The organism is Ignatzschineria indica, assembly GCF_003121925.1.
In the GTDB taxonomy this organism is placed as follows: Bacteria; Pseudomonadota; Gammaproteobacteria; order Cardiobacteriales; family Wohlfahrtiimonadaceae; genus Ignatzschineria; species Ignatzschineria indica.
The window spans coordinates 20,618-38,726 of the sequence record NZ_QEWR01000001.1; the positions used below are offsets into that span (position 1 = coordinate 20,618).

Annotated in this window: 18 protein-coding genes and 1 pseudogene; 15 read left to right on the forward strand and 4 right to left on the reverse strand. The window is 39.9% G+C overall.

All coding sequences use genetic code 11. From position 1 onward, the window contains the following. Positions 1 to 169 precede the first annotated feature (169 nt). From DC082_RS00110 to DC082_RS00155, 10 genes and pseudogenes are all read left to right on the forward strand, one after another. Entirely contained in the window at positions 170 to 1,267 is a 1,098-nt protein-coding gene (locus DC082_RS00110) for a TRAP transporter substrate-binding protein (RefSeq protein WP_109235229.1), read from the forward strand. Between the two features lie 163 nt (positions 1,268 to 1,430). Further along, the gene (locus tag DC082_RS00115; protein WP_109235230.1) at positions 1,431 to 2,516 is read left to right on the forward strand and encodes a TRAP transporter substrate-binding protein; all 1,086 of its coding nucleotides are present in this window, start codon (positions 1,431 to 1,433) and stop codon (positions 2,514 to 2,516) included. Positions 2,517 to 3,036: 520 nt separating this feature from the next. Further along, on the forward strand, positions 3,037 to 4,137 hold the full coding sequence (locus DC082_RS00120) for a TRAP transporter substrate-binding protein (protein WP_094568474.1): 1,101 nt from the start codon (positions 3,037 to 3,039) through the stop codon (positions 4,135 to 4,137). Positions 4,138 to 4,215: 78 nt separating this feature from the next. Next, on the forward strand, positions 4,216 to 4,785 hold the full coding sequence (gene efp, locus DC082_RS00125; RefSeq protein WP_094568475.1) for an elongation factor P: 570 nt from the start codon (positions 4,216 to 4,218) through the stop codon (positions 4,783 to 4,785). Positions 4,786 to 4,813: 28 nt separating this feature from the next. Continuing rightward, positions 4,814 to 5,410: a ubiquinol-cytochrome c reductase iron-sulfur subunit gene (gene petA / locus DC082_RS00130; protein ID WP_109235231.1), complete on the forward strand. Its 597-nt coding sequence runs from the start codon at positions 4,814 to 4,816 to the stop codon at positions 5,408 to 5,410. Next, positions 5,410 to 6,678 (forward strand): annotated as a pseudogene (locus DC082_RS00135) (cytochrome b); the annotation flags it as partial. The gene petA and the pseudogene DC082_RS00135, both read left to right, overlap by 1 nt. 2 nt (positions 6,679 to 6,680) lie before the next feature. Then, a complete protein-coding gene (locus tag DC082_RS00140) occupies positions 6,681 to 7,502 on the forward strand; it encodes a cytochrome c1 (RefSeq protein WP_109202120.1) in 822 nt (273 codons plus the stop codon). A 100-nt stretch (positions 7,503 to 7,602) separates the two neighbouring features. Then, positions 7,603 to 8,211: a glutathione S-transferase N-terminal domain-containing protein gene (locus tag DC082_RS00145; RefSeq protein ID WP_094568479.1), complete on the forward strand. Its 609-nt coding sequence runs from the start codon at positions 7,603 to 7,605 to the stop codon at positions 8,209 to 8,211. Between the two features lie 9 nt (positions 8,212 to 8,220). Further along, entirely contained in the window at positions 8,221 to 8,763 is a 543-nt protein-coding gene (locus tag DC082_RS00150; RefSeq protein WP_109235233.1) for a ClpXP protease specificity-enhancing factor, read from the forward strand. A gap of 230 nt (positions 8,764 to 8,993) precedes the next feature. Further along, positions 8,994 to 9,662 carry an esterase/lipase family protein gene (locus DC082_RS00155; protein WP_109235234.1) on the forward strand — a complete coding sequence of 223 codons (669 nt, stop codon included), beginning with the start codon at positions 8,994 to 8,996 and terminating at the stop codon, positions 9,660 to 9,662. A 108-nt stretch (positions 9,663 to 9,770) separates the two neighbouring features. On the opposite strand, the gene xseA is transcribed toward DC082_RS00155, so the two are convergent. Further along, positions 9,771 to 11,171: an exodeoxyribonuclease VII large subunit gene (gene xseA, locus DC082_RS00160; RefSeq protein WP_109235235.1), complete on the reverse strand. Its 1,401-nt coding sequence runs from the start codon at positions 11,169 to 11,171 to the stop codon at positions 9,771 to 9,773. Next, positions 11,168 to 12,034 carry a nucleoside triphosphate pyrophosphohydrolase gene (gene mazG / locus DC082_RS00165; protein ID WP_109235236.1) on the reverse strand — a complete coding sequence of 289 codons (867 nt, stop codon included), beginning with the start codon at positions 12,032 to 12,034 and terminating at the stop codon, positions 11,168 to 11,170. Before mazG ends, xseA begins: the two co-directional genes overlap by 4 nt. Before the next feature lie 716 nt (positions 12,035 to 12,750). On the opposite strand from mazG, the gene kdsB reads away from it, so the two are divergent. The 5 genes from kdsB to rplI all read left to right on the forward strand — a co-directional run bounded on the left by kdsB (position 12,751) and on the right by rplI (position 15,780). Further along, positions 12,751 to 13,518: a 3-deoxy-manno-octulosonate cytidylyltransferase gene (kdsB, locus tag DC082_RS00170; RefSeq protein ID WP_189363349.1), complete on the forward strand. Its 768-nt coding sequence runs from the start codon at positions 12,751 to 12,753 to the stop codon at positions 13,516 to 13,518. Between the two features lie 72 nt (positions 13,519 to 13,590). Then, positions 13,591 to 14,427 (forward strand): archaetidylserine decarboxylase, encoded by an 837-nt coding sequence (asd, locus tag DC082_RS00175; protein ID WP_109235238.1) that lies wholly within the window; start codon positions 13,591 to 13,593, stop codon positions 14,425 to 14,427. A 220-nt stretch (positions 14,428 to 14,647) separates the two neighbouring features. After that, positions 14,648 to 15,043, forward strand: a complete 396-nt coding sequence (gene rpsF, locus DC082_RS00180) for a 30S ribosomal protein S6 (RefSeq protein WP_109235239.1) — start codon at positions 14,648 to 14,650, stop codon at positions 15,041 to 15,043. Between the two features lie 43 nt (positions 15,044 to 15,086). After that, positions 15,087 to 15,311 (forward strand): 30S ribosomal protein S18, encoded by a 225-nt coding sequence (gene rpsR, locus DC082_RS00185; protein WP_094568487.1) that lies wholly within the window; start codon positions 15,087 to 15,089, stop codon positions 15,309 to 15,311. A 22-nt stretch (positions 15,312 to 15,333) separates the two neighbouring features. Beyond that, on the forward strand, positions 15,334 to 15,780 hold the full coding sequence (rplI, locus tag DC082_RS00190) for a 50S ribosomal protein L9 (RefSeq protein ID WP_094568488.1): 447 nt from the start codon (positions 15,334 to 15,336) through the stop codon (positions 15,778 to 15,780). A 287-nt stretch (positions 15,781 to 16,067) separates the two neighbouring features. Here rplI and DC082_RS00195 read toward each other — a convergent pair whose 3' ends face one another. Next, on the reverse strand, positions 16,068 to 17,417 hold the full coding sequence (locus tag DC082_RS00195) for a cytochrome c (RefSeq protein WP_109235240.1): 1,350 nt from the start codon (positions 17,415 to 17,417) through the stop codon (positions 16,068 to 16,070). A gap of 10 nt (positions 17,418 to 17,427) precedes the next feature. Continuing rightward, on the reverse strand, positions 17,428 to 17,982 hold the full coding sequence (locus DC082_RS00200) for a (2Fe-2S)-binding protein (RefSeq protein ID WP_229821725.1): 555 nt from the start codon (positions 17,980 to 17,982) through the stop codon (positions 17,428 to 17,430). Positions 17,983 to 18,109 lie beyond the last annotated feature (127 nt).

Below are 18,109 nucleotides of genomic sequence, written 5' to 3' on the forward strand. Positions count from 1 at the left end.
TAAATTAGTCAACCATAAACTTGTAAAGCATTAAATTTATAGAGTCGTTCATTAACACATTTTACCCGCTCTATACCTATAATTTAGAGCCTAAAACCAATAACTAATAACTAATAAATCGAATTCAATAAATTATAAACTACTATCTAAAAGAGAGGATTTATCTACCATGAAACGTCGACAGTTTATCTCCCGTGCAGGAATCATTGCTGGAGCAGGTATTGGCGCATTAAGCAGCGCACAGGCAAACAGCAATGCAAAAGTAAAATGGCGCATGACATCAAGCTTCCCTAAACATTTAGACCTCCTTTTTGGCACATCACAAAGATTGGCTGATTCCATATATGCGATGAGTGATGGAGAATTTGAGATTCAGGTTTTTGCCGCTGGTGAACTCGTCCCCTCTACACAAGTATTTGATGCTATTCAGAATGGAACTGTGGAAGTAGGACATACCACATCTAACTACTATCATGGGAAGAATAAAGCGCTCTCCATCGATACCTGTCTCCCTTTTGGCCTTACAACTCGAATGCAAAATGCGTGGTATTATGCCGGCGGTGGGACGGAGGTCTTACGCGAACTTTTTGATAAATATAATATTGTTAACTTCCCTGGCGGTAACTCCAATACTCAAATGGGTGGCTGGTTCCGTAAAGAAGTCAAAACAGTTGATGATCTTAAAGGTCTTAAATTCCGTATCCCGGGATTTGGTGGGGAGATCTTCTCTCGTCTTGGCTCTATTCCTCAAAATATTGCTGTCGGCGATATCTACTCATCTCTCGAAAAAGGAACCATTGATGCTACTGAGTTTGTAGGGCCCTATGATGACCAGCGTCTGGGGCTGCAAGAAGTTGCTCCTTACTACTATACTCCTGGATTTTGGGAAGGATCAGCAATGCTCACCTTCTATGTCAATAAAGATGCTTGGGCCAGTCTTCCTGAAAAATATAAGATTATTTTTGAGAGAGCGGCCGCTGAAGCCAATATGTGGATGTCAGCACAATATGATGCTAAAAGCCCTGAAGCACTAGCAACCTTAATTCAAAATGGTGCCAAGCTGCGTTCTTTCTCACGAGAAATTCTTCAAGCTGCTTACGATGCCGCACAAGAGATCTATGCGGAAGAGGTTGAAGTGAATGAAGACTTCAGAAGAATTTACACCCATTGGAAAGCTTTTCTTAACAAAGAGTACCAATGGTTTAGAGTCAATGAGAATATCTTCCAACAATTTATGTTCTCCCAATTTAGAAAACAGACAACATAAATTGAGAGGTTAGGTCAAAGATAGATCTAAAATAAGTCGATATAAAATATAAACAATATCGATATTAATCGATGATATTGATATTGAAAGTAAAGCAAGGAAGATATTAGATATCCAAGCTCTAACATCTTCCTCACAGATCACGATGAGGAATTAGAAAGATATGAAGCGCCGCAAATTTATAGCGCAAGCTGGTCTCGCAACAGGAGGGGCAATAACCTTCTCTCTACTTAAAGCAGCAACACCTGCAAAAATAAAGTGGAAGATGACCTCAAGCTTCCCTCGCCACCTCGATATTGTATTTGGAGGATCTCAACGTCTAGCAGATTCTATCTATGAGATGAGTAATGGAGAGTTTGAGATTCAAGTTTTTGCTGCTGGCGAACTAGTTCCTTCTACACAAGTATTTGATGCCATCCAAAACGGCACCGTTGAAGTCGGACATAGCTCATCAAACTACTATCATGGTAAAAATAAAGCGCTCTCCATCGATACCTGTCTCCCCTTCGGTTTAACAACTCGAATGCAAAATGCTTGGTGTTATGCTGGCGGTGGGAATGAGGTCTTAAGAGAGCTTTTTGGGAAATACAATATTGTAAACTTCCCTGGTGGCAACTCTAATACACAGATGGGAGGATGGTTTCGTAAAGAGGTCAAAAGCGTAGCTGATCTCCAAGGATTAAAGTTTAGAATTCCTGGATTTGGTGGAGAGATCTTTGCGAGACTAGGTGCAATTCCTCAAAATATTCCAGTAGGTGATATCTACTCTTCCCTCGAAAAAGGGACAATCGATGCTACCGAATTTGTAGGTCCCTATGATGACCAGCGGTTAGGTTTACAAGAAGTTGCTCCTTACTACTACACACCAGGTTTTTGGGAAGGCTCTTCGATGCTCTCTTTCTATGTCAACCAAGATGCCTGGAGTAATCTTCCCCAAAGATACAAGATTATCTTTGAACGAGCAGCTGCTGAAGTTAATATGTGGATGTCTGCTCAATATGATGCTAAAAGCCCTGAAGCTCTAGCGACTCTTATAAAAAATGGTGCGAAGTTGCGCTCCTTTTCACGAGAGATATTACAAGCCGCTTACGATGTTGCACAAGAGATATATGCAGAAGAATCAGCAGTTAATGAAGATTTTAGAAAAGTATATACGCACTGGAAAGACTTTCTAAATAAGGAGTACCAATGGTTTAGAGTCAATGAGAATATCTTTCAGCAATTTATGTTTTCACAACTTAGAAAATAGAAGATAAACTAAGATAAGTAACACAAGATTTTATATCATCAGCATCCACCGCACCACTTTCTATAAACCCTATAAAGGTGGTTACTCATCTCAATCTATCCCTTGAGAGAGAGTATATATTAGAGCGATTTACCCATCGAATGCAAAGCGAAAAGATGCTAATCCTAACGATTGATTACTAGAGAGTAGTTCTACCCCATAACACTAGCATCAATCTAGGATATCACTGAGTAAGAACTTCTATCTGATACATCTGATACAACTTATCGATAGATTAAAACTCACTCAGTTAGATTCACTCTAAAGCCTAAATCTACTTTTGATAGATAGCTTTATGCTTTAAGGTTCACATCTTAAAAATCATATTTAAATAAAATTTGAATTTGAATTTTATTTACTAAAAGCCTCATAAAAAAGCTTTATAAATCAATCCATATCGTCTCTGCAAAGGGACAATTAACTATACAATTTATATTATTCTAAAAGATAAAATATGCATTCGATAAAGGGAGAAATAGAGATGAAACGTCGTGATTTTATGAAAAAGGCCGGTGCGGCAGCAGCAATCTCAGGATTAGCAGCAACTTCTGTAGCTAAAGCGGAAACGTTCCCAAAAGTTAAATGGCGCATTGCCGCGGGTTTTCCCAAAAACCTCAACATCCTCTTTGCCGCTTCAACAATGCTCTCTGAAAAGTTAGCAAAATTAACAAATGGTCAATTTGAAATTCAAGTTTTTGCTCCTGGCGAGCTCGTCCCTGCAAACCAAGTCTTTGATGCTGTATCTCAAGGAACTGTTGAGGTAGGACATACCGCTTCTTACTACTATCATGGAAAAAATACCGCGCTCTCTATCGATACGGTTCTACCTTTTGGAATGAGTGCAAGAATGCAAAACGCATGGTTTTATGCCGGCGGGGGGTTAGAAATCCTACGCAAAGTTTTTGCACAATACAATATCATCAACTTTCCTGGTGGTAATACAACGGCGCAGATGGGTGGCTGGTTTAGAAAAGAGGTTAACACCTTAGAAGATCTTAAAGGACTGAAGTTCCGTATTCCTGGTTTCGGAGGAGAGATTCTTTCTAGATTAGGTGTTATCCCACAAACAATCCCAGCAAGCGACGTCTACTCATCCTTAGAAAAAGGTACGATTGATGCTGCTGAGTTTGTCGGCCCTTATGACGATGAGAAGCTAGGACTTCAAGCGGTAGCACCCTACTACTATACACCTGGATTCTGGGAAGGTGCTGCTACTGTCTCCTTCTATGTCAATGATGCTAAATGGAATGAGCTACCCCAACTCTATAAAGATCTCTTTGAAACCGTTTGTGCCGAGATCAACCAGTGGATGATTGCAAAATATGATGCAGAAAATCCTCCTGCTTTAGCAACATTAACTAAAAATGGCGCAAAACTTCGCTCCTTCTCTAAAGAAATTTTAGAAGCCTCTTATGAGGTAGCTCAAGAAATCTATAAAGAGGAGTCTGCTAAAAATCCTGACTTCAAAATGGTCTATGATCACTGGAAGGCATTCCTCAACCAAGAATACCAATGGTTTAGAATCAATGAGAATATATTTCAAAGCTTTATGACAACTCAGTTGCGTAAACAAAATAGGTAAGATGTAAGCTGAATTTAAAATGGAGTTCAGGTATAATCTGCATAGAAAAATTTATTAGCAGGATATAGTGATTATAAAATGGCAACATATACAACAAATCAATTCAAAAGTGGACTAAAGATTATGCTTGATGGGGATCCATGCTCAATCATCGAAAATGAGATGGTTAAGCCTGGTAAAGGTCAAGCATTTAACCGCGTCAAAATCAGAAACCTCAAAACAGGTCGTGTTATCGAAAAGACCTTCCGTTCAGGAGAATCTGTTGAAGGTGCGGATGTCATGGATGTTGAACTCCAGTACTTGTATAACGATGGGGAATTTTGGCATTTCATGAATCCAGAAACATTTGATCAGGTCGCTGCAAATGAGAGTGCGGTAGAGGATGCAAAAAAATGGTTAATGGAGCAAGATACTTGCACTGTTACACTCTACAATGGCGCTCCACTTACGGTGACTCCGCCTAACTTCATTGAAATGAAGATTGTTGATACAGATCCTGGTCTAAAGGGTGATACTGCGGGAACAGGTGGTAAACCTGCAACGCTTGAGTCAGGTGCTGTTGTTCGTGTACCACTCTTTGTACAAATCGGTGAAGTGATCAAGGTTGACACACGCACAGGCGAGTATGTGTCTCGTGTAAACAAGTAAAAGTAATTTTTTAATGGAGACGAAGAACATGAGTTCGGAGAATGTTAATCATAAAAGGAGACGAGTCCTGAGCTATGCAACGGTAGCAGTTGCGGCTTTTGGAGCAGGATTTCTCGGAGTTCCTTTTGTTAAGTCTTGGATGCCAAGTCAACGAGCAAAAAGTGCGGGAGCACCTGTTGAGGTTGATCTATCTAAGCTTTCCCCTGGCGAGTTACTCCGTGTTGAGTGGCAAGGGAAACCGGTTTGGGTATTAAATCGTACTGAAGCAATGCTAGAGCGTTTACTAACTTCCCCACCGGATGCATTAGTTGACCCTAATTCAAAAAGCGATCAACAGCCTCCATATGCTCAAAATGAGTACCGTTCAATTAAACCTGAATATCTCGTACTCGTAGGTATTTGTACTCATTTAGGTTGTTCGCCAACCTTTAGACCTGAAGTTGCACCTGCAGACTTAGGTCCATCTTGGCGTGGTGGTTTCTTCTGTGCATGTCATGGCTCACGCTTTGACCTTGCAGGTCGTGTATTTAAGAATCTACCAGCTCCAATTAACTTACTTGTTCCTGATCACTACTACAAAAATGAAAACTCAATTATTGTGGGTGTTAGCGGGGAGGGGGCTTAATGACAACTCAATCTAAATCGAAATTGGCTCGTTTAGGAGACTGGATCGACTATCGATTGCCATATAAGCGTGCTTTAAGTACTCATGTAACTGAGTATTACGCACCAAAAAACTTTAACTGGCTCTATGTATTTGGTGTTTTAGCAGGTGTTATGCTTGTTAACCAAATTTTAACAGGGATCTGGTTAGTGATGTACTATAAACCCGATGGAGCACTTGGCCCTACGGGTATTCCTATTGCTTATGCATCATTAGAGACTGCCGTCATGCGTGATGCGAACTGGACATGGCTCATACGTTATATGCATGCCGTTGGGGCATCGATGTTCTTTATCGTCGTCTATATGCATATGTTCCGTGGTCTTATCTATGGTTCACATCGTAAACCTCGTGAGCTTGTCTGGATCTTCGGCATGTTGATCTACCTTGTTCTGATGGCTGAAGCCTTTATGGGATATGTACTCCCTTATGGCCAAATGTCATTCTGGGGTGCTCAAGTTATCATCTCACTCTTTGGGGCTATTCCCTATATTGGTGATACTTTAGTAACAGGAATTCGTGGTGACTTCGTTATCTCTGAAGCGACATTAAGCCGTTTCTTTGCACTTCATGTGATTGCCCTACCACTTGTCTTAGTTGGTCTTGTTGTTGCACACATCTTAGCGTTGCACCAAGTTGGCTCTAATAACCCTGATGGTATTGAGATCAAAGATCATCTTGACGAAAATGGAAAACCATTAGATGGTATCCCATTCCATCCTTACTACACAGTTCATGATACTTTTGCGGTAGGAATTTTCTTGATCTTCTTTGCATTGATCATCTTCTATGCTCCTGATATGTTTGGTCTCTTCTTAGAAGCACCTAACTTTGAACCTGCTAACCCATTAGCAACACCTGCACATATTGCACCTGTTTGGTACTTCACACCTTACTACACAATTTTACGTGCTGTTCCATCATGGTTTGGTACACAAATTTGGGGTGTTTTAGCTATGGGAGCTTCAATTGCAGTTCTCTTCATCTTACCTTGGTTAGATAGAAGCCCTGTACGTTCTATTCGCTATAAAGGTGCTTTCATCAAAATTATGATTGCTCTCTTTGTTGTCTGCTTTATTATCTTAGGATATTTAGGAGTGGTTCCTGCGAATGATACTCGTACACTAGTTGCACGTATCTGTACTATCTTCTACTTTGTCTTCTTCCTTGGCATGCCATGGTGGTCAAGATGGGGTAAAGTTAAACCAGTTCCAACAAGGGTGACAATGAAATGAGAAAAATCATAACTCTATTTACTAGCTGCCTCTTCTTTATGGCAGCGAGTGCAAATGCACAAACTTCTGAGGATTTAACAGCTAAAGCATTAGATCAGCTTGGTGACCCACAAATTAATGTGACAAACTACGAATCTCTTCAATCAGGCGCTAGACTCTATATGGACTACTGCCTTGCTTGTCACTCATTAGAGTTCCAACGCTACAATATCACTGCTCGTGATATTGGCTTGCAGGAAGAAGACATTCAAAAGCTGATCAATACCGGTAGCTATGATCCTCGTGAAGCTGAGTTCATAGCAACTAAAGATGGTGATCTAATCTATACTGCAATGGATCGTGGAGATGCTCAAATCTGGTTAGGTGTTGCACCACCAGATCTCTCAACCATTGCTCGCGCTAAAGGTCCCGACTATATCTTCAAATATCTACTTTCTTTCTATGAAGATGAGAGCCGCCCAACAGGAATGAATAATATTGCATTCCCTAATGCTGGTATGCCTCATGTTCTAGCTGAGCTACAAGGGACAAATCGTCCAATTGTTGAAAAAGTAGCTATTGGTGAATGTGACTTATCACAACCTGATGAGTGCCAATATGAAGAAGTTGTTGTAGGACTTGAGAAAGTTACTGATGGTGCAATGACAGAATTAGAGTTTCGTAAATCTGTTAATGACCTCACTAACTTCCTTACATACGTTGCAGAGCCAGCACAGCTCGAGCGTAAAAAATATGGTCCATGGGTTCTAGGATTCTTAGTAATCTTCACAATACTTGCGTATGCTTTAAATCGTGAATATTGGAAAGATGTTAAATAAGTATTTAATGAACCCCATTCATAATTGGAAACTATAATAAACCTGTAAGGAGCAATTAAAATCTAATTGCTCCTTACTTGCGATTAAGGAGAGCATAATTATGTCAACAAGACGCACAGGATTTACCCTTTTTACGGAAAAAAACTCTTTAGATGGTGATCGAGTCAAAGTCGTCCTGCTCGAAAAAAACATCACCTGTGAGACAGTAATTGTCGACCCAACTAATCCCCCAGGTGACCTTTTAGAAGTTAATCCTCAAGTTATTCTACCTACACTTATTACTCGTGAAATCGCTATTTATCATACAGATACTATCTTAGAATTTTTAGATGAGCGCTTTCCTCACCCCCCACTACTTCCCAATGATCCTATATTACGGGCTAAGTTTCGCCTGACGATTAAAACAATTGTTAATGATTGGTATCCTTTAGTTGAAAAACTAATTGGGCGAAAAACGGCAGATAATAGAACAAATAAAGCGATCGCTGATCTTCTAGTGGCCTATTCTCCACTCTTTAGTGAGACAGCCTATTTTCAAAATGAGGATTTCTCATTAATTGATGCAACAATTGCCCCTTTCTTATGGTGGGTTAAATATTTGGATATTCCACTTCCGAAAAAGGCTCAACCTGTCTTAGATTACTATGATCGTTTATTAGAAAAAGAGAGCGTTAAAGCTGCCTTTGATAAAAAAGAGAAAACTATTTAAGGACTTTCTATGATGACCTCAAATAAGCCCTACTTTATTCGTGCTCTCTATGATTGGATACTCGATAATAATTGCACCCCCTACATTGTAGTAGATGCAACCCTTCCCTATGTCGATGTACCAGAAAAATTTATCACTGATGGTAATATTATTCTTAACGTTCTTCCATCAGCCGTAAGTGATCTTATTTTAGGCGATGAATGGATCTCTTTTTCTGCTCGTTTTTCTGGAATTGTTCATGAAATTAACTTTCCTGTAGGGGCTGTTGCGGCAATCTATGCTCAAGAAAATGGTGAGGGAATGGGCTTTCAAACAGAGGCACTCCCTGATGATTATTTTGTAGATATGATGAGAATCACAACGCCATCTGCTTCCAAAAAGAAAGGACCTCAACTAGATATTATTGAGCCAGATAAAGAGCAGTTACCAAGCTCTCATAAAGAGGAGTCTAAAGATGAGGAACAATCTGATAAAGAAGAGAGCTTGCAAAATAAAGATAAGGGTAAAGATAATAACAAACATAAAAAGCCGACTCTAACAATTATCAAATAGATCAATAGATTAAAATTAAAAGATCAGGGGCATTGAGTAGCATTTAGCCCCTACAATAATAACTAAAAGTATCCTCGTAGCATTATATTTTCTATTAAGCTACGAGGATTTTTTTATCCCCATCAATCGTGATCCATCGATATTTTAATGCAAAACCGATCTGAGAAGCTTAAGATGAGACTTTCTCTACTATTAATCACCACTAAACCCACCACTCTATCTATAAAAATATGACAAAAGAAATATCTGAAGAGATTGAAAATATTAAACATATCATCCTTATACATGGCTTATACCAAAATACACTTATTATGAGAGTATTGGGCCATCGTCTTGAAAAACTTGGATATCAAATACACTACTTTAAATACCCGACTCTCACTACAAGCTTTGCAAAAAATGTCAGCTCTTTTTGTCACTATTTAGAAAATTTCTCTTCCCCCTTTGCCATTATTGGTCATAGCTTAGGTTCTTTAATCATCTTGAAGTCTTTAGAAAAATCGATACCTCAACAGCTAAAAAGGGTTATTGCCATTACTCCTCCATTTCATGGATCTCGAATTGTCCAATATCTGACAGAACATAATGCTTCTTTTCTCATCGGAAAAGCTCAAAATATTTTGATGCCAAACTACGATCGACATTGGAAGTTTCCCATACCTCTAGGGATTATTGCAGGAACTTATAACCAGGGGCCGACGTCCCTACTACTTGAATCAATGACTGATACTATTGATAAAGATTCATTAACAGGGGATGGGACAGTCTATCTCGATGAGACTAAATTAACAGGATATACCGACTTTACTACTTTAGATCGATCTCATTCAATGATTCTGTTTGATCCCAAAACAGCTATTTTATGTGATCGCTTCATTAAAAAAAGCCACTTCAAATAGTAGTCAAGAGAACGAATTTAAACAAAAAGCATATTAACAAATTCAAAGTATCAGAGTTTGCACTACTACCATAGATAACATGCTGGCACCTTTATTTCGGAAAGCACTTTAAGAGGATTGAATTGATATCACAGTCACATCAATTGTTCCATCAGTGACCTCTATCTCTAACTGATCACAGATCTCAACATCAGTAATACTCTTGACTAACTGCCCCTCTTTTGAGGTCATTGAATATCCACGCAAAAGGGTATTAAGAGGGCTTAATAGCGTTAACTTCTCTACAGAGCTGATAAATGCTTGCTCTCTTTCTCGATATCTATTTCTAAGCGCTCGCTCCATGTTATTATTGATCAAATGAAGTTGATGTTGGTACTGCTTTATCTGATCGATTAAAGAGATTCTCTTCAGGCGATCACTGATAATTAAAGTACGCGCCTGAAGTTGCTCTAATTGATAATGAATCGCTCTTCTCAATCCTGCTTTTAGACGAATCAATTGCTCTCTATTTTGACTTAAGCGAGATTTAGGATCTTTAAGATAGAGTCGATGGGAGATGTGATCGATCTCTTTTTCGAGCGTACGTAACTTATCCCGCATCATTTTCATTAAACGGGATTCAACCTCTGAAAGATATTGATAGAGCTCATCTCGAGATTGTGATGAATATTTTGCTGCCATAGATGGCGTTGGAGCTCGTAGATCGGCGACGAAATCGGCTATTGTAATATCTGTCTCATGCCCTACTCCTGTGATAATAGGTATCTTAGAAGCAAAGATTGCGCGAGCAACTACTTCTTCATTAAAGCACCATAAATCCTCTATACTGCCCCCTCCACGGATAAGAAGTAGAAGATCACATATATTCTCTCGATTCGCACGCTCAATTGCATTAGCGATATCATGCTCAGCGCCTCTTCCTTGTACATTAGTTGCATACAACTTAAGAGGAATATCAGGTCTATGGGATGAAAAAACCTGTAAGACATCTTGTAACGCCGCGGCGCTTCGTGAGGTGATAATACCTATTTTACGCGGATGCTTAGGGATAAGCTGCTTATAATGCGTATCAAATAATCCCTCTTCTGCAAGACGCTTTTTAAGTGCTAAAAATTGTAGATAAAGATCACCAACCCCAGCCTCTTCAACACGAGAGACTATTAACTGATACTCTCCTCGAGGCGCATAAACGGAGACTTTTCCAGTTAACTTTATTTTCTGACCATTTGTAATCAATGAACGATAACGCTCTGCTTGAGAACGCCAGATGACAGACTTAAGCATTCCACCTTCATCTTTAAGATTAAAGTAGATATGTCCAGAACCAGGATAAGCCGCATTAGAGACCTCTCCTTCAACCTGACAATAAAAAAATGCACCTTCAAGAAGATCACGAATCGCAAAGTTGAGCGCCGTAACTGAATAGACAGCATCAGATAAGTCACGTTTTTCTTGATTCTCTAAAGAGTATCCACCTCTTTCTGTGCTGAAAAGATCATGCCGACTCATAATCCTCCTCTCTTTGCCTCATTCCAATAGCGATCTAAATCTTCGAGCGTTACTGTTTCTAGTGGTGCTGTGGCGCTCTTCTCAATATAATTAAATCGACGTCTAAATTTTAGATTAGTCAATTGCAATGCTTCTTCAGGATCAATCTCTAAAAAGCGTGCTAAATTGACCAATGAGAAGAAGAGATCCCCCAACTCACTCTTCATCGCTTCTCGATCCCCACCCCCCATTGCCTCAAAAAACTCTAAACGCTCCTCTTCAACTTTCTCAATAACAGGATCGATCTCATCCCAATCAAATCCTACTGTCGCAGCTTTTTTCTGTAATAGTTCTGCCTGTCTTAAAGGAGAGAGAGCTCTGGGGATTCCCGAGAGTAATGATGGATTGACCTCTACTCCCCTCTCTGCTCGCTCTTCTGCTTTGATACGAATCCAATCTGCCTTCTGTTCAGCGATTGAATGGTACTGCTTTCCGGCAAAAACATGGGGATGTCTACGTATTATCTTCTCATTGAGACGCGCCATCACATCACTAAAATCGAAAGCTTCTCGCTCCTTTGCAATCTCACAATGGAGAAGAATCTGTAGCAATAGATCTGCGAGCTCCTCTTCTAATGCAGCCTCTTTAATCTGCTTCTGATCATTTATATAAGGCCCTTGCGTTTTATCATTAATATTCTCTTGTCGATCTAGCTGATCCGCTTCGGTTAATTCAGCAATAGCATCAATCACTTCAGCGGCTTCTTCTTTTAAATAGGGAATCAGAGAAAGATGCGTCTGCGCACGATCCCAAGGGCAGCCATCCTCAGCCCGCAATCGAGCAATCGTCTCTAATAAGTGATCTAATCTCTCTCTATGAGCCATGATGCTTTCCTACTCCCTATTCTTATTGATTAGCTTAATGACACTAATTTACAACTAATGATTACAACTAATGATGGAACTTATGATACCCGTTATATTGTTATTTTTAAATAAAACTAAAGACCGAATAGCATCCTAATAATCTCATCAAAGTATCTTTCAAAGGGAGTGATGAGATAAGATGCCAAAATTTGACTTTTAGAAAGTAATTGACCTAAAAATAGATACCCACAGATACTGTGGATAACCTTGTGCACAACTCGATAATAAGGAGCATAAAGGGCATTAAAATGGCTCATCTATTAAAATGAACAATAATTAGGCGCCTCTCTAAAGCTAGTAATATCAATCGATTTCACAAATCATAAACTCACAAAAGTCAAATAGCGACAAAACCCTCTAATTATCGAGCTTTTGGAAAGATGTTAATAAGTCAAGCTAATTTTGGATCTTTTTTTCTGTTTTTTTCACAATGAGAGACGAGTTAAAAAGTAGTGCAATCTTTGAACAACTCCCTATTTTCTTCATCAAATTTTTCTCTCTTTTTAGGTAAAAAACTCAAATAAATGATCACTAATTTAATTCTTCGCGCCAAACGCCCCCTGTTGCTATAATCTCCCTCATTAATCAATGGAGTCTTATAAAAAAACTATTTTAATCGCTCCATTCAATTATTCCATTCAACTTTCATTTAAGAAGAGAGCATTAAATTAATTATGAGTTATACCATTATCATCCCCGCACGATTAAAGTCGACTCGCCTTCCTAACAAAATGTTACGCGACCTTGCCGACAAGCCTCTTATAGAGCGGACCTGGGAGGCAGCATTGAAGAGTGATGCGAAGCGCATTATCGTTGCGACGGATAGTGATGCAATCTATCGTCATTTAAAAGCTTTAGGCGCAGAAGTCATTATGACAAAAGACTCCCATGAATCTGGAACTGATCGTCTAAGCGAAGTCTCTCAAAAATTAGAGTTCCCCGATGATGAGATCATTGTTAATTGGCAAGGGGATGAGCCTTTTCTACCCACTAATTTAATCGATCTTGCAGCAACAACCCTCAAAGAAAACCCTTCTGTTGCAATGAGTACATTGGCAACCCCGATTCATCAATGGGAAGAAGTTCATAATCCCAATACTGTAAAAGTTGTTCTCAATGAAGCTGATGAAGCACTCTACTTCTCAAGAGCTGCGATTCCTTACCAGAGAGATGCAATGCCTGTAACAGGCGTAATTAAAGACTCCCCCTATCTGCGCCATATAGGTCTATATGCTTATCGTGCGAGTTTTCTCAATGACTATCCCCATTTAATCCCCTCACATCTTGAGTCTTTAGAAAAATTAGAGCAGCTCAGAGCCCTTGCGAACAATTATAAAATCGCTGTCGCAATCACTACAGAAGCACCTCCTGCCGGTATCGATACTGAAGCGGATCTAATCACAGCAGAATCTTGGATTCACTCTTTAAACACTCTCAAATAAAATAAGCACCTCGACTAAATCATAGGCTAAACTCACGGTCGGCTGAATACTTAAAAATTTAGGAGATTACCCATGTTTCTCAACAACCTCTCTTTTCAACGCTTCTCATCTGCTCTGTTTCGTAAAATTACACGTATCAAAACCCCATGGTTTAAAAACCTTTTCATCTCCCAATTTGCGAAAATCTACAAAATCGCTTGGCAAGATTATGAGCGACAATCCCCTGAGCAATTTATCAATTTTAATGACTTTTTTACTCGCGAACTTAAAGCCGGAGCTCGCCCTATTAGTGAGGCTGCAATTGTATCTCCGGCAGATGGAAAAATTGCTGCAAGTGGTGCGTTAGATAAGACTCAATTTATCCATGCCAAAGGTCACCACTTCACCTTAGAATCATTAATTGCTGATCCCCAATTAGCCGAAACTTTTAAAGATGGTTCTTTTGCAACTATCTATCTCTCACCAAGAGATTATCATCGCATCCATATGCCAGTGGATGGGAAGCTTCTCCGAACAATCCATATTCCCGGAAAACTCTATAGCGTCTCCTTAAAGACAGCGAAGAAAATCCCTGCTCTCTTTGCCGAGAATGAGCGTCACGTCTCACTCTTTGAGACCCCCTATGGCAAGATGATCGTTATCTTAGTCGGTGCCATTAATGTCTCTAGTATTGAAACTGTCTGGTCAGGAACCGTTACACCACCCTATGGCAAATTACTACAATATAGTGATTATCAAAAAGAGGGGATCTCCTTGAAAAAAGGGGAAGAGATGGGTCGCTTCAATATGGGATCAACAGCAATCGTTATTACAGAGAAAGGGAATTTAATGCTCGATCCTCTCATCAAAGAGTATCAGCCCATTAAACTTGGTGAACCGCTCTTTCATCTTCAAGAAGAGAGCTTCTAGCACTTCTCCGCTCTTTCCCCTTTCTTTTATAAATCTTAACGGGTATAATGCTTTGCTTGATTTTGAGTCTTTTAATGAGATGACGCTTTCTAAGCTTTTTAGTTACTGAAAAAGTAAAAAAAATAGTGTCAGTCACACTACAAGACTCTAGGTCTCCTTGTCTTTTAAGTTGTGTTTAGAAGACTTTAAATATTTTTTAAATCCATAAGGAGCATGAATAATGCGTCATTACGAAGTAGTATTTCTGGTTCATCCAGACCAAAGTGAACAAGTTCCTGCAATGATCGATCGCTACAAAGCAATCGTGACTGATAATGGTGGCGTAGTCCATCGTTTAGAAGATTGGGGCCGTCGCCAATTAGCATATCCTATTCAAAAAATTCATAAAGCACACTACGTTCTTATGAACATTGAATGTGATAAAGCCTCTTTAGAAGAGCTACAAAGCGCATTCCGTTTTAACGATGCGGTTATCCGTGATCTTATCATCAACAAAGAAGAAGCGGAAACTGAACCATCTGTTGTTGCAGCAAAACCTGAGCGTCATAATGACAATCGTGAAGTTGAAGCTGAAAGCAACGATGATGCTGACAACGCAGATAGCGAAGAAGCATAAGCATCGGATCTCTTTTAAAATATAGACAAAAGGTAATAAAATTATGTCACGTTATGTTCGTCGTAGAAAATATTGTCGTTTTACCGCTGAAGGCGTTAAAGAAATCGACTACAAAGATATTAATCTCTTAAAAAATTATGTTACAGAGACAGGTAAAATCGTACCTAGCCGTGTAACGGGTACAAGCGCACGCTATCAGCGTCAGCTCGCAACTGCAATTAAACGTGCTCGCTACATTGCATTGCTCCCATACACTGATCAACACTAATTTGTCCAAAGGGAGATAATCAATGAAAGTTATTCTTTTAGAAAAAATTGAAAATTTAGGTTCTCTTGGCGACATGGTCGATGTTAAGCCAGGATTTGCACGTAACTACCTTCTTCCACAAGGTCTTGCGACTGAAGCGACTGAAGCTAACGTTGCTCGCTTTGAAGAGCGTCGTGCAGAACTCGAGCAGAAACAAGCTGAAGTATTAGCAGAAGCTACTGCACGTGGTGAAAAACTTGCTGGTTTAGTGATGACTATCGCTGCAAACGCAGGTTCAGAAGGTCGTCTATTCGGTTCAGTAACAGCTCAAGATATCGCAACTCTTATTACAGATGCAGGTGTACCTGTTGAGCGTAAAGAAGTTCGTATCCATGATGGTGCAATCCGTTCACTCGGCGAGCACACGGTTACACTTCACCTTCACGCTGATGTGAATGTTGAAATCACTGTTAACGTAACAGCTGAATAATCGATTAGGTTTTAAGGCTACATATTAGTAGCTTTAAAATTTAGATCAAAACATCAATAATAAAATTCATCCTAAGACAATGAATCAAAAAGCCCACTCAATAGTGGGCTTTCTCTTATCTACCTTATCTATCCTATCTACCTCATCTGCTCCCCCTACTATTATCCTTAGTATAGAATGTAGAGCGTAGAGTATAGAGTGTAGAACTACATTATAAATCATGTTGGAAATGGAAATCATGAGTCGAAGACTACAGATCTCTAAATTCTGGATTCTGGATTCTAGATTTATAAATGGAGTAGAGAATCTCCTTGAGGGGTAACCTGATCTGCTTTGATCGGTTTTTCAATGCCTCCCCACTCAGTTCTCACCCAATTAAGAAGATCGGCAATCTCCTTCGCGGTTAATGCACCTTCAAACCCTGGCATAGCGTACATACGCTCCCCATTAGAGTAGGAGGTTGTGGGTATTCCATTGAGTACAACGGCTATTAGAGTTTGTGGATCCTCCATCATCACAATCGCATCTCCCTCTAACGCTGGCGCTACATGTGGAATTCCCTTGCCCTCTACTCCATGACAAGTAGCACAAGCTGCTAAATAATTCTCTCGACCCGCTACAAGATCTGCCTGTTTCATCGCTCCTATAACTTGATTAGTCATAATAGGAGAGCGCTTAGGCGAAAGAATCTTTCCCCCTTTATCGGTAAGAAGATAGGTTGCCATAGCAATCACATCTTGACGATTCATCTGACTTGTCGAGAAATGAGTCACTGTCTCCATTCCCGCAAAAGAATCTCCTTCCGGGGCAATTCCAGTCGCTAAATACTCGGTAAGATCTTCTAATGAGTAACCTCTTTTCGCCAATGTCTCAGCCGTAATATCAGGAATCGCTAACCCATCTTCAAATCCTCCAGTCAATGCGGCTTTAAAATCCACCCCCATCATAAAATTTCTAGGAGAGTGACAAGCGCCACAATGAGCTAATCCCTCAACAAGATAAGCACCTCGATTCCATGCTTCAGAACGATTAGGATCATGCGGTGCCAATCGATCTGGAAAGTTAAAGAGTGTCCAAAAGTTCAAAAAAGGACGTACGGGCCAAGCAAATACCCCACTATTTTGAGCATTAGGAATTGCTAAAGGAGGGATGCTCATCAAGTAAGCGTAAAGCGCATCAATATCCTCATCAGTCGTAATATGGGTAAAGACGTAAGGCATTGCCGGATAGAGATTTCCACGCTCTTTACCTACCCCATCTTTAAGCGCCCGATGAAAATCTTCTCGCGTATAGTTGCCAATTCCATATCTCTTATCAGGAGTAATATTAGTAGAGTAGATCGTTCCTAATGGCGCCATTGTAATCGGAACACCCCCTGCTCCCATCTCTCCTCCTTCCCGGGTATGACAACCAAAACAATCTCCAGCAAAAGCTAGCTCCCGCCCTTTAGGTATCAATGCTTCCATCTCCGCTTCACTCAAAGTACCTTTAGCAGTCACAGAATCTTGACGAAACACACCGATTAAGATTAATACCGCTACGATAATCAGCAATAATAGGAACCAGATGAACCAGCGCTTTAAGCTCCCTTTCTGCTTACTGCGACGATAATAATCGATATCTTCAACATAACGCATCTTCTACTCCTTAATCGATAACACAACCGGGAGTGGCTAAGGCGACATCCCGAATTGCTTCATAATAGCGGACATACCCTGTACAACGGCAGATATGATCATTGAGCGCTTCCTCAATGGCTTTTTCTAGATTCGCTCTCTTAATGGGTTGCCGATTTAAGCGATCTAAAAAGACCGTTGCACCCGCAACAAATCCTGGCGCACAATAACCACATTGGAAAGCAAAATTATCAATAAAAGCCTGTTGAATAGGCGTTAAGATCAATACTCCATCTTTTCTTGTCGCTTGCCCCTCAATCGTCACAATATTTTTGCCGGCAAAATAGTGCGCTCCAAAGATACATGTTCTCGTTTCACTCTTTGATCCATCAGGATGAATCTCCATGACAGTACAGGCATGGCAAATCCCCTGTCCACAGCCGAAATGAGTTCCTGTTAAATCGAGATACTCATGTAAAAAGTCGATCATTGTCATCGTCAATGGTACTTCAATCGGTCCAACCTTCTCCCCATTAATTGTGAGTGTAAGAGGTTTACGCTCAATTGCAGGATAACGTTGCTGAATCTTTTCACTATCAAAGTGCTCTTTCACTATATGGCTCTTCTCGTCATGATTTTGTTGATCATTTTTTTGTTGATCTAATCCTTGTTGATTCGATAAAGTCTCCACTTGATGCTCTTTCTCTATCTCT

Excerpts from the sequence above, each read along its gene's own strand:
- DC082_RS00110 (WP_109235229.1), top strand. The coding sequence starts at position 170 with ATGAAACGTCGACAGTTTATCTCCCGTGCAGGAATCATTGCTGGAGCA.
- DC082_RS00115 (WP_109235230.1), top strand. The coding sequence starts at position 1,431 with ATGAAGCGCCGCAAATTTATAGCGCAAGCTGGTCTCGCAACAGGAGGG.
- DC082_RS00120 (WP_094568474.1), top strand. The coding sequence starts at position 3,037 with ATGAAACGTCGTGATTTTATGAAAAAGGCCGGTGCGGCAGCAGCAATC.
- efp (WP_094568475.1), top strand. The coding sequence starts at position 4,216 with ATGGCAACATATACAACAAATCAATTCAAAAGTGGACTAAAGATTATG.
- petA (WP_109235231.1), top strand. The coding sequence starts at position 4,814 with ATGAGTTCGGAGAATGTTAATCATAAAAGGAGACGAGTCCTGAGCTAT.
- DC082_RS00140 (WP_109202120.1), top strand. The coding sequence starts at position 6,681 with ATGAGAAAAATCATAACTCTATTTACTAGCTGCCTCTTCTTTATGGCA.
- DC082_RS00145 (WP_094568479.1), top strand. The coding sequence starts at position 7,603 with ATGTCAACAAGACGCACAGGATTTACCCTTTTTACGGAAAAAAACTCT.
- DC082_RS00150 (WP_109235233.1), top strand. The coding sequence starts at position 8,221 with ATGATGACCTCAAATAAGCCCTACTTTATTCGTGCTCTCTATGATTGG.
- DC082_RS00155 (WP_109235234.1), top strand. The coding sequence starts at position 8,994 with ATGACAAAAGAAATATCTGAAGAGATTGAAAATATTAAACATATCATC.
- xseA (WP_109235235.1), bottom strand. The coding sequence starts at position 11,171 with ATGAGTCGGCATGATCTTTTCAGCACAGAAAGAGGTGGATACTCTTTA.
- mazG (WP_109235236.1), bottom strand. The coding sequence starts at position 12,034 with ATGGCTCATAGAGAGAGATTAGATCACTTATTAGAGACGATTGCTCGA.
- kdsB (WP_189363349.1), top strand. The coding sequence starts at position 12,751 with ATGAGTTATACCATTATCATCCCCGCACGATTAAAGTCGACTCGCCTT.
- asd (WP_109235238.1), top strand. The coding sequence starts at position 13,591 with ATGTTTCTCAACAACCTCTCTTTTCAACGCTTCTCATCTGCTCTGTTT.
- rpsF (WP_109235239.1), top strand. The coding sequence starts at position 14,648 with ATGCGTCATTACGAAGTAGTATTTCTGGTTCATCCAGACCAAAGTGAA.
- rpsR (WP_094568487.1), top strand. The coding sequence starts at position 15,087 with ATGTCACGTTATGTTCGTCGTAGAAAATATTGTCGTTTTACCGCTGAA.
- rplI (WP_094568488.1), top strand. The coding sequence starts at position 15,334 with ATGAAAGTTATTCTTTTAGAAAAAATTGAAAATTTAGGTTCTCTTGGC.
- DC082_RS00195 (WP_109235240.1), bottom strand. The coding sequence starts at position 17,417 with ATGCGTTATGTTGAAGATATCGATTATTATCGTCGCAGTAAGCAGAAA.